Origin of the sequence: Acinetobacter lwoffii (assembly GCF_024129715.1) — a bacterium.
Lineage (GTDB): Bacteria > Pseudomonadota > Gammaproteobacteria > Pseudomonadales > Moraxellaceae > Acinetobacter > Acinetobacter lwoffii_U.
Genome location: NZ_JAMXXM010000015.1, coordinates 55,103 through 65,607 on the forward strand (window position 1 = coordinate 55,103; position 10,505 = coordinate 65,607).

9 protein-coding genes and 1 pseudogene are annotated in these 10,505 nt (G+C 43.8%); 8 read left to right on the top strand and 2 right to left on the bottom strand.

From position 1 onward, the window contains the following. Positions 1-44: 44 nt before the first annotated feature. The 4 genes and pseudogenes from NI462_RS10370 to NI462_RS10385 form a co-directional block, all read left to right on the top strand. Positions 45-1,042: pseudogene (locus tag NI462_RS10370) on the top strand (DUF4010 domain-containing protein); the annotation flags it as partial. A 125-nt stretch (positions 1,043-1,167) separates the two neighbouring features. After that, positions 1,168-2,853, top strand: a complete 1,686-nt coding sequence (locus NI462_RS10375; protein ID WP_148334772.1) for a phosphoethanolamine transferase — start codon at positions 1,168-1,170, stop codon at positions 2,851-2,853. Position 2,854: 1 nt separating this feature from the next. After that, positions 2,855-3,526 (top strand): response regulator transcription factor, encoded by a 672-nt coding sequence (locus NI462_RS10380; RefSeq protein ID WP_004280240.1) that lies wholly within the window; start codon positions 2,855-2,857, stop codon positions 3,524-3,526. Between the two features lie 5 nt (positions 3,527-3,531). Then, positions 3,532-4,851, top strand: coding sequence for a sensor histidine kinase (locus tag NI462_RS10385; RefSeq protein WP_039902254.1), 1,320 nt, complete (start codon positions 3,532-3,534; stop codon positions 4,849-4,851). Between the two features lie 27 nt (positions 4,852-4,878). On the opposite strand, the gene NI462_RS10390 is transcribed toward NI462_RS10385, so the two are convergent. Together NI462_RS10390 and NI462_RS10395 are read right to left on the bottom strand one after the other, a co-directional pair. Then, positions 4,879-5,589, bottom strand: a complete 711-nt coding sequence (locus NI462_RS10390; RefSeq protein ID WP_004280237.1) for a phosphatase PAP2 family protein — start codon at positions 5,587-5,589, stop codon at positions 4,879-4,881. Positions 5,590-5,628: 39 nt separating this feature from the next. Next, a complete protein-coding gene (locus NI462_RS10395; RefSeq protein WP_004280235.1) occupies positions 5,629-6,015 on the bottom strand; it encodes a diacylglycerol kinase in 387 nt (128 codons plus the stop codon). A gap of 187 nt (positions 6,016-6,202) precedes the next feature. Between NI462_RS10395 and NI462_RS10400 the strand changes: the two genes are divergently transcribed. Genes NI462_RS10400 through NI462_RS10415 form a run of 4 tightly spaced genes read left to right on the top strand, consistent with a single transcriptional unit; the run spans position 6,203 to position 10,234 of the window. Then, a complete protein-coding gene (locus NI462_RS10400) occupies positions 6,203-6,937 on the top strand; it encodes a thermostable hemolysin (protein WP_004280234.1) in 735 nt (244 codons plus the stop codon). A gap of 38 nt (positions 6,938-6,975) precedes the next feature. Continuing rightward, positions 6,976-8,493, top strand: a complete 1,518-nt coding sequence (locus NI462_RS10405) for an AMP-binding protein (RefSeq protein WP_228722564.1) — start codon at positions 6,976-6,978, stop codon at positions 8,491-8,493. 38 nt (positions 8,494-8,531) lie between these two features. Beyond that, complete coding sequence (locus NI462_RS10410; protein ID WP_039902201.1) at positions 8,532-9,383, top strand: TauD/TfdA family dioxygenase; 852 nt, start codon at positions 8,532-8,534, stop codon at positions 9,381-9,383. Positions 9,384-9,433: 50 nt separating this feature from the next. Beyond that, a complete protein-coding gene (locus NI462_RS10415) occupies positions 9,434-10,234 on the top strand; it encodes an SDR family oxidoreductase (RefSeq protein ID WP_004280228.1) in 801 nt (266 codons plus the stop codon). The last annotated feature ends 271 nt before the right edge of the window (positions 10,235-10,505 follow it).

The following is a 10,505-nucleotide window of genomic DNA, read 5'->3' on the forward strand; positions in this document are numbered from 1 at the left end:
AAATCTCCTAAAAATAATCTTTTTAAGCCTATGTTCGCGCTGTCGATATCGGCTCTACCACTGAACTTGCTTTTTTGATGACTTATATCATTGGCGCTATTTGTGTGTGGAATATTCCACTTGCTGCAGGGATGGCGGTTCTACTCACGATCATCCTGATGGGCAAACAGACATTGCATCAATTTGCCGGAAAAACGATCCAAAGCTATGAGTTAAGAGATGGGCTACTTTTATTGGCTTTGATATTGATTGCGTTGCCGGTCATGCCCAATAAGCCCTTGTGGGGCGCTGTACTGAATCCCTATATCATCCTTAAACTACTCATTTTAATCTTGATTGTGCAGTCCATGCACATGTGGCAAAACGAATCCTGTCCAATGATAAGGCCCTTATTTTATCTGCCTTAGCCTCGGGATTTGTCTCCAGTACGGCTACAATTGCCAGTTTGGGCATGCAAGTTCGATCCGGACAGGCCAGTGCTAAATTAAATGCAGGTGCGGGATTAATCTCCTGTATTGCCACCTTATTACAGCTCTTGCTGATTGTTCTGGGAGTGAGCGTAGAATGGTTCAAGTTTCTGCTAATTCCGAGTTTGGTGGGCATCGGAATTTTATGTATTGCTGCCGGATTCTTGATTTATCGAACTCCCCAAGCGGATAACAGTATGAGCATTAATGAAATACAAGAAATTGATAGCCGGATGTTCAGTATAAAAGAAGCGGTGATTATTGCGGTCAGTTTGACCTTAATCCAGGCTGGGATTTACGGCGCGAATCTTTTACTGGGAGATAGCGGCTTAATCTTAGGTACTTTTTTAGCCTCTTTATTTGAAGTGCATGCTGCTGTAGCAGGTGTAGTGATACAGGGAAATCCTCATAACCTGACTTTAATTTATGCTGTCATGATTGGACTTGCGGCACATGCGGTGTCTAAAAGTATCAATTCTTTTGTGACCGGGGGATGGAAATTTTTTCTGTATTTTGCACCTAGCCAGATTCTACATATGTTAGGACTTATCTTTATTCTTCTGAGTTTGAAATAAAGAAGGGCTGGTTTGCATATATTATGAAATGATCCAATCATTTTAAGTCATTTTAAGTCATTTTAAGTCATTTTTAAGATTCAGATTCTAGGCTAAAGCATCTTAAAGTCTTTGAGCCATGGATCATGCTGAAGCTGTTTTCCCATTCGTCTTCTTTTAGTCAGCGACCTAAAAAGTCGATCAGTCTTTCAGGCTTCAATATGTTACTGGCTATTTGGCTAGGACTGATCCTAAACTTTGCTTTCTATCAGAAAATCCATGAATTTACACCTTATACCAATCTGAAAGCAGGCGTATTACTGGTCGCTACGGCGCTGATCATTATTGCGTTTTACAATCTGGTATTACAGTGGCTGAACTGGAAATGGAACGCCAAAATACTGGCCAGCGCCCTGATCATTTTGGGTGGTTTTAGTGCTTATTTTGTCAATAGTCTGGGGGTCGTTATTACGCCAGACCAGATTCAGAATATGCTGCAAACCGATGCCCGCGAAGTTCGAGATCTCTGGTCAATGCGACTGGTCATCTGGACACTAGTATTTGTAGTTTTTCCACTTTTTATCATCTGGATGCTTAAAATTCAGCCTGCATCGCTTGGGCATCAGCTGGTGCATAAAAGCCTGAGCAGTGTAGTCTCACTCGGACTGATTCTAGGTTTATTGTTCTGTTTCTATGTCGATTATGCCGCCATCTTCCGTGAGCACCGCGATCTGAAGGGTATGCTTTCTCCACAAAATAGCATCGCGTCCACCTTGTCCTATTATAAAAAGAAAGCACCTAAAGCGAATTTACCTTTGGTGGCTTTTGGCGAAGATGCACATCTGTTACAGCAGGCCCAAATGCAGGATCATCCCAAATTGATGGTGCTAGTTGTTGGAGAAACTGCACGTGCCGAGAGTTTTGCTTTAAATGGCTATGCGCGCAATACCAATCCTGAACTGAGCAAGTTAGCGGTGATTAATTTCAATCAGGTGAGCTCTTGTGGAACTGCAACTGCCGTTTCAGTGCCTTGTATGTTTTCGGGCATGTCACGTGAAACCTATGATGAACAGCTAGCCAGCCACCGTGAAGGTTTGCTGGATATTGCTCAGCGCGCCGGATATCAGGTGACCTGGATTGATAATAACTCAGGCTGTAAAGGTGCCTGTGACCGGGTACAAAAGTATCAGATTCCGGCACAACTGAAACAGAAGTGGTGTGATGCTTCTGGTGAATGTTTTGATGAAATCTTGGTGGATAGTCTGAAAGATTATCTGGCGCATCTGGATAAAAATAACCAGAAACCGCAGTTAATTGTGCTGCATCAGATGGGCAGTCATGGGCCAGCATATTTCAAGCGTTCCAAAACGCCGTATCAGCCATTTCAACCAACCTGTAATAGCAATGCCATTCAGGGCTGTAGTGCTGAAGAATTAAAGAATAGTTATGATAATTCGATTGTATATACAGACCATGTCCTTGCTCAAATCATTGAAACTTTAAAGCAGCAAACACAGTATCAGACCGGTTTCTGGTACCTGTCTGATCATGGAGAATCTACCGGAGAGCATGGTTTATACGTGCATGGTGCACCTTATAGTATGGCACCGACCCAGCAAACCCATGTCCCGATGCTGATGTGGTTTTCCGATATCTGGCAACAGTACAATGCCCGGCAGCTAAGCTGTTTAAAAACACAGACCGGACAGGCCCGTAGTCAGGATCATCTTTTCCCTAGTTTATTAAGCTTGCTGGATATAAAAACGCAAGTGACTGAAGCTACAAATGATATGCTTGCACAATGCTCACCATCATTAAAGAACAGAGCTTGAAATGCATAAAATACTAATTATTGAAGACGACTTTATGATTGCCGAGTCGACTGAAACATTGCTCAAGCTGCATCAGTTTGATGTGCATTGGGTCAATAATGGGATTGAGGGTTTAAAACAGTTACAGCAGCAGGTCTACGATATTGTCCTGCTCGATTTAGGCTTGCCGATGATGGATGGCATTCTGGTGCTAAAAAATATCCGGCAGAAGTTTCCGAATTTACCGGTGCTGATTATCTCCGCCCGGGATCAGTTACAAAACCGGGTAGATGGGCTGAATCAGGGAGCAGATGACTATTTAATCAAGCCTTATGAATTTGACGAGTTGCTGGCCCGTATTCATGCCTTAATACGCCGTAGTGGTTTAAAAAATACCGGGATAGATACGAATAAGAAATTATCACACGGCAGTTTGGAACTAGATCTAGAGCAGCATATCGCTCTGTTTAATGGACAGGCTATAGAATTATCCAACCGGGAATGGTCCATCTTAATGGCCATGTTAAATCATCCGAATAAAATTTTTTCTAAAAATGATTTAGAAGACAAGCTTTATGACTTTGACAGTGATGTCAGCAGTAATACGGTGGAAGTCTATATCCATCATCTGCGGGCAAAATTAGGAAAAGACTTCATCCGTACCATACGTGGGCTAGGATATCGTTTAGGATGAGCGCCATGCAGAAACGTTATTCCTTGCAAAAACGTCTGGTTATTTATATTTCACTGTTTAGCGTGGTATTGGGCTGTGTGCTGATCTTTGCAGCATACCGAATTGCGCTCGAAGAAATTAATGAAGTACTGGATAAACAGATGCAAAGTCTGGCAGAGCGCATTGCAGAAAATCATCCACAACCTTTACAAAGCCAAATTGATCTAGCCAAACAATACAGTGAAGAAGATTTATTTGTAGATATCTGGTCCTATACAGATACAGCCACTTCTTTGCATCCGCAGGATGTTCTGGTGGCGCCGGTCAAGAAAGCAGGTTTCTACAAGCATCAAACGCCGTATGGAACCTGGTTAACTTATATTATTCCTGGTAAGCAATTACAGATTCAGGTGAGCCAGCAGCAAAATGTCCGGCAGGAACTGGCTCTGGAGCTGGCAGCCAATATGTTTCTTCCTTATGTGCTTTTTTTACCTTTTGCATTATTCGGTTTAGGCTGGATGATCCGGAAAAATTTTCAGCCCCTTAATGATTTTAAAACTGAATTGGCCAGCCGCAAGGCACAAGACTTAAAGCCAATTGCAATGAAAGATTATCCCTTAGAGCTGGAACCGACCATTCAGGAAATGAATTATTTGTTTGGTCGCATTTCTCTGGCCCAACAGGAACAACGTCAATTTGTAGCAGATTCTGCCCATGAATTACGCACGCCACTGACGGCTTTGAATTTACAGGTACAAATTTTGCTACAGCAGTTTCCGCAGAGCGAGTCTATCCATAATTTGAGCCAAGGCATTTTGCGTATGCAGCATCTGGTCAACCAGTTATTAAGTCTGGCCAAACAGGATGTGACCGAAGGTTTGAGTGAGCCTGTTCAATTGTTATCACTGAATCAGATGACAGTCACCTGTATCGAAGAACTGATTCAACTAGCGCTACAAAAAGAGATTGATTTAGGGGTAGAGCAGCAGCAGGAACTGTTGATTCAGGGCCAAGCCTCGGCCTTGCACTCAATCATTTATAACCTGATTGATAATGCGATTAAATATAGTCCGAAGGATGGCGTGATCAATGTATCAATTTTCCAGCAAGGCCAGCAGGCGGTTTTACAAATTGAAGACAGTGGGGCAGGGATAGATCCTGCTCAATTCACTCAGATCCGGCAACGCTTCTATCGGATTCATAACCATGCAGAAATTGGCAGCGGTTTGGGTTTATCCATTGTAGATAAAGCCACCGAGCGCTTGGGTGGAACACTGGAATTTTCGCGAAGTACCAATCTGAGTGGCCTTTGTGTACAGGTCAAGCTTCCTTTAATCGAAGCCTAAGCGAATAAGCTTCTGGTTTTTTTGGAGTTAAGGTTGCCTGATACTAGAGAGTATAGGAGTGGTCTTTTCTATGGGTAGTTTATGGCTAAACAGCGTATAGCCAATGACATTCATGCACCAGATAATCCAGCCAGTCCATAAATTATGACTCAGGAAATGTGCTCCGCGCATCATTTGTGCCCAGCCCATGGTCAACCCTAAAATTACTGCAGCGATCAGAAGAAAATAAGCACGCTTGCGGTTAGAAATGCGATAAACAAAATAACCAGCCATCAACGCAAAACCACTAGATGCATGCCCCCCAGGAAAACAGTGGCCCGCAGTGGCACTAAAATCCCACAAAATCCCGTTATGGGTAGGTATGGTCATATCCCAGGGACAGGCATGGGCCGACTGAGATTTTAAAATTCCGATCGAGGCCGTGGTCAGCACCACCATGCTAAAGAAATAGCCAAATTCCCAGCGCCGCGTATGCCAGTTCTGCCATTTTAGTGATGCCAACCAGGCCAGTAATAATGTGATATACACCAGAATCAGCAGGTCTTTAACATAGCGATGATTGAGTTCTGCCAGTGCCCATTGTTGTCGAAGGGGAAATTGACCCTGATCATCGATAAAGGGATAGATGAGCTGTAAGTCCAGCACTCCTCCAATGTCAAAGAAGTTGAGAAGAATCAAAAAACTGAAGATCAAAAGTAAAGTTTGGGCCAGTAAAAATCGGGAACGGTCAGTGATCATTTTTAAGTTGTCCATTTCAGGCAGTAGCAAGAGCAGAGGTCAAATCAAATGACCAGCCAAAATGATGCCCCAAGTCAGAGCAATTAAACTGAGTGCTACAAACTGAGCCGCACTGCCCATATCCTTGGCATTTTTAGACAGTTCATGCCGTTCCATGGAAATCCGGTCTACCACTGCCTCTATCGCTGAGTTAATCAGTTCAATGATCAACGCCAATAGGCACACGGCGACCATCAGTGCTTGCTCAACCCGGCTAACCGGCATCCAAAAGCTTAGAGGAATCAAAATAAGGTTGATCAGCAGAATTTGCCGGAAGGCGGCCTCATTTTGAAAGGCGGTTTTAAAACCAGCCAGGGAATAACGGGTCGCATTAAAAATACGCTGCGTTCCTGAGGTGCCTTTATAAGGTGAGCGGTAGGAAGACATAGAACAGTTTCAGTTAACAAGAGATAGGATTAACTTAAATTTTCAATCTTAAAATGCTCTTAAAAAAACCGGCCGTTCTCTGGATTTTTTATACACACAGCTTTTACATTCTTTTGCACAAAATTAAGAATTTTTTAAGTTTGGGCTTCTATCTTGAGTAGCAAGTTAATTTCGTGGTGTGAGCCAAATGATCAAGTTCAGTTTTGATCCTTATTTATCTAGTCAGATTCACTTTCTAAATACATATTTCAAGCAGCCTGAATATAAAAAACAAATCAATCACAATAAATTTTTACTACAAGTACCTCCGGCGTATCCGGTAATTTCAGCACAGGATCAATCGCTACATTTGACGGTCAAAACTGTAGAACAAAGCGAGACACCTGAACGCCGTAGCCTGGAACATTTTATTCAGGAAAAATATCAGCAAGTCCATCAGGCCACTGTATCGAGCTTCTCTTCGACCCTGTTTGCAGGTTATCAAGGCGCCGAGATGCAGGTGGTGATTGGTATGCAGCATTTAAATCAATTTAATGCCTTTCTGGAACAGTATCTCGATGAACCCGTTGAAAACACATTAAGTAAACTGAGCCAAACCCAGGTCAGTCGAGACAAAGTGGTAGAAATTGGCAATCTTGCAGCACTAGATATGGACAAAGCCAAACTGATGGTGGCCTTTCTGGTTTTTCATCTCTCGCAGCAACACATCGAATGGGCAGTATGTACCGGGACAGCCGCTGTGCGTTATGTGCTGCAACAAATGGGATTACATTTTCATGTGCTTGAAAAGGCTGACCCGCAAGTCCTTGGAGAGGCACAACGCCTGTGGGGCAGTTATTACCAGCAGAAACCTTATGTGCTGGCGATTGATGTGGCAGAGGCCCTACAAGTCGCTCGTCAATTTTATCAATTTAGTCATTAAAGCATTTTGCTTGATCAGCGAGGCACAGAATTTAAATGATGACTGCTTTATTTGAACGTATCAGCCTGCAAGCACGACAATATCCGCAGCTAGAAGCGGTAGTCACCACACAGGCAACCCTCAGCTATGCGGAGCTACAGCAGCGGGTAGAATTATTGAGTGCCGGTTTCAAGCAGCTTAATCTGCGCCATCTGGCCTTATGGGGCGTGAGCAGCATCGACTGGATTGTGGTCGATCTTGCCGCACAAAAAGCCGGCATGACTGTAATACCTGTTCCTCTATTTTTTACTGTAGCCCAAGTACGGCATCTGCTTTCCGACAGCCAAACAGAGCTGCTCTGTATTCTGGATGAATCTTTCTCTGCACCAGAATGGCTGTTAAATCTGGCTCAAGACATGAGTAGAGATGAGATTTTTATTGCTGGCCAGCTACATGCACGCTTTTTTCAGCTAGAACAGGCAGTACAGTATTCATCTTCTTTACAAACCCAGCAGCCGGCAAAAATCACCTATACCTCTGGCAGTACGGGGACACCGAAAGGCGTGTGTCTGGCTGAAGACACCATAGAATCAATTACGCATTCACTCAGTCATGCATTGGCCAGCAGTCAGCTTGGACGGCATTTGTGCCTGATTCCATTTGCCACCTTGCTGGAAAATATTGCCGGCATTTATGTCGCACTGAGCATGGGGCGCGCTGTAGTAGTCGGTGAGGTGAGCCAGTTTGGCCTGACATCTAATCATACTTTTGATACACAACGGTTTGTAAATGCACTGCAGAGCTATCAAATCGAAAGTGTGATTTTATTACCGCAGATGCTGAAAGCGATTGTGGAATATAGCGCTGAACACGGGGCTGCAGGTTTCAAGACGCTGAAATTTATTGCGGTCGGTGGAGGGAAAGTCTCTGCTGATTTACTCAAACAGTGTAAGCAACTTAACCTTCCGGTTTATGAGGGTTATGGCCTGTCCGAGTGTGCCTCGGTGGTCAGTCTGAATCTGCCGGGTGCACGCCGCATTGGCAGTGTGGGCCGGATTTTACCGCATGTCGAAGTTGAGATTGCAGCCAACAGCGAATTAGTAGTGAAGGGTAATGCCATGCTGGGTTATGTCAATGACATGACTGCGACACCGTATATTCATACGGGTGATGCCGGATATTTTGATGAGGATGGCTATTTGTACATTACCGGACGCATCAAGCAGATAATTATCAGCAGTTTTGGACGTAATATTTCTCCGGAATGGGTCGAATCCAACAGTCTGACCGAGCCGGAAATCCAGCAGATTGCCATTTTTGGCGAAGCCCAGCCACATCTTTCGGCCGTGATTTATGCCCCGGATGATACGCAAGACCAGCAACTGGCAGCAGCACTTCAGCGGGCCAATAGCCGGATGCCGGACTATGCGCAGGTTAAACACTGGTGTAGGTCTCCAGAGCCATTTTCTTTAGACAACCAGATGTTGACCGACAACGGCAAACTGCGCAGACAGCAGATTCAGCAAAAGTTTCAGGCTGAACTGATGCCGGACGAGTCCCAACTTATTTTTGCATAATTCACAGACCCATAGATCTGTTGAATGAGAGAGAACACATGAATATTGCACAGCGAGCTTTGAACACCACACCTAAACAGATTAAAACGCAATTAGTAGAGCAGGGTTGGGTTTTGTTAAGACATGAACACTATGACGTGACCTCGTTTAGTGAACTCATGAATAGGTTATGCCAGCGGCTGACTTATGATCCTGCACGCGAAAATGTCACTCGCCAGTCTCAGAAAGTTGATGCCGGCACCCAGGCCATGGGACTGCATATTGAAAATGGTACGACGCCTTTACCGTCCGATATTATCGCCTTTTTCAGTGAGAAAAGTGCCTCGCGTGGTTCGCAGACTACCTTATGTGATGGGCATGAAGTCTGGAAAAATATGTCGGATGCTCTCAAGCAGAAATTTACCGAGCCGATGACCATTAGCCGTTATTTACCCAAACCGATCTGGCAGAAGTATGTGGCCACTGCCTTGAATATTGAAGATGCAGAGCAAGTCGGCCAGCAGGAGCTACAGCAGTTTATCCAGATGATACCCGGCCAGCGGATCAGTCCCGCACATGATGGGAGAGTGCACTACCATTTAAATATGCCGATGATCCGCCATGACAATCTTAAGGGTGTTCCAGCCTTTGCCAATACCTTACTGGGACCTTCTTACAATTATGAAAAACCCCGTTTTTATTTTGCTGATGGTTCAGAGATCAGTTCAGACTTACTCGCAGAACTGGCAGAGCGTTGTGAAACCCAGACCTCAGAAATTGACTGGCAGGATGGTGATCTGGTGATTATCGACAACAAACGCTTTATGCATGGCCGACGTGAAATCTTGGTGCCACTTGAGCAGCGTAAATTGTATATCTGTATGGGGCTGGGCCTGAATCCTGACTTTTAAGCAAAGCAGAAAAAGACATCTAAAAAATTCAACCATAAGAGAAGTGATCTATGTCCAATTTAACAGCAGTTCTTCTAGGTGCAACCGGTGGCATTGGTCAGGCCATTGCCGATATTCTTGGGAAAAATGGCCTGAATCTGGTTTTGGTCGGACGTAATGAACAGACTTTGCGAAAATTAGGTGAAAAACTGGCACAGCGTTATCCGGATATACAACTGCAAGGGATCTGCTGTGACCTGGCTGAGCAGAAGAGCCGTGATGAGCTGATTCATGCACTGGCCACATTGAATACCCCAATCCACTATTACATCAATAATGCTGGCATCAATGATTTCAGTCTGTTCTCACAGCAGTCACAGGAAGTGATGGAACAGATGATGCTGATTAATGTGGTCTATCCCTTGCAACTGGTACAAGGCATGATTCCATTGATGTCAAAAACTCAGCCAAGCCAGATCATTCATATTGGCTCTACCTTTGGCAGCATTGGCTATCCGGGTTATGTCAGTTATTGTGCCAGTAAATTCGCCTTGCGTGGTGCTACCGAAGCCTTGGCACGTGAGTATAGTAATACCTCGATTCAATTTCGTTATTTTTCACCAAGGGCAACGATAACGGAAATGAATGATGCAAATGTTACAGAGATGAATCAGGCACTGGGAACTAAAATGGATGATCCTGATTTTGTCGCACAAGAGTTTTATCGTTTTTTACAGAAAGACTGTCAGTCGTATCAGGTCGGCTATCCTGAAAAAATCTTTGTGAAGGTGAATCAGGTTTTACCTAATATCGTTTCTGGTTCGATTGAAAAAGATCTGGATACTATTTATAGATATGCTGATAGAAGATAGCTTTGGTAAAAATTTCAAAATTAACTTTTATGGACAAGGAGGATATGAACTTAAAGTATCATGTACTCAATTTAACATAATATACATTATACGAAATACTATTTGTAACTCCAAAATAGAAATGTCCGGTTTCTCCAAAGTAAAAATGTCCGCTTTTAGAATATGCACTTTTGCAATTTTCTTAGCGGACGGTTTGATATGTTGGTGTCTATGTCGGATAAAGAACTTAAACGATTGTCGGTCTTGCAGGAAATCTGCGATCAACGCATAA

What these genes read in the sequence shown, in the direction of transcription:
- NI462_RS10375 (WP_148334772.1), top strand. Translation starts at nt 1,168, where the DNA reads ATGCTGAAGCTGTTTTCCCATTCGTCTTCTTTTAGTCAGCGACCTAAA.
- NI462_RS10380 (WP_004280240.1), top strand. Translation starts at nt 2,855, where the DNA reads ATGCATAAAATACTAATTATTGAAGACGACTTTATGATTGCCGAGTCG.
- NI462_RS10385 (WP_039902254.1), top strand. Translation starts at nt 3,532, where the DNA reads ATGCAGAAACGTTATTCCTTGCAAAAACGTCTGGTTATTTATATTTCA.
- NI462_RS10390 (WP_004280237.1), bottom strand. Translation starts at nt 5,589, where the DNA reads ATGATCACTGACCGTTCCCGATTTTTACTGGCCCAAACTTTACTTTTG.
- NI462_RS10395 (WP_004280235.1), bottom strand. Translation starts at nt 6,015, where the DNA reads ATGTCTTCCTACCGCTCACCTTATAAAGGCACCTCAGGAACGCAGCGT.
- NI462_RS10400 (WP_004280234.1), top strand. Translation starts at nt 6,203, where the DNA reads ATGATCAAGTTCAGTTTTGATCCTTATTTATCTAGTCAGATTCACTTT.
- NI462_RS10405 (WP_228722564.1), top strand. Translation starts at nt 6,976, where the DNA reads ATGACTGCTTTATTTGAACGTATCAGCCTGCAAGCACGACAATATCCG.
- NI462_RS10410 (WP_039902201.1), top strand. Translation starts at nt 8,532, where the DNA reads ATGAATATTGCACAGCGAGCTTTGAACACCACACCTAAACAGATTAAA.
- NI462_RS10415 (WP_004280228.1), top strand. Translation starts at nt 9,434, where the DNA reads ATGTCCAATTTAACAGCAGTTCTTCTAGGTGCAACCGGTGGCATTGGT.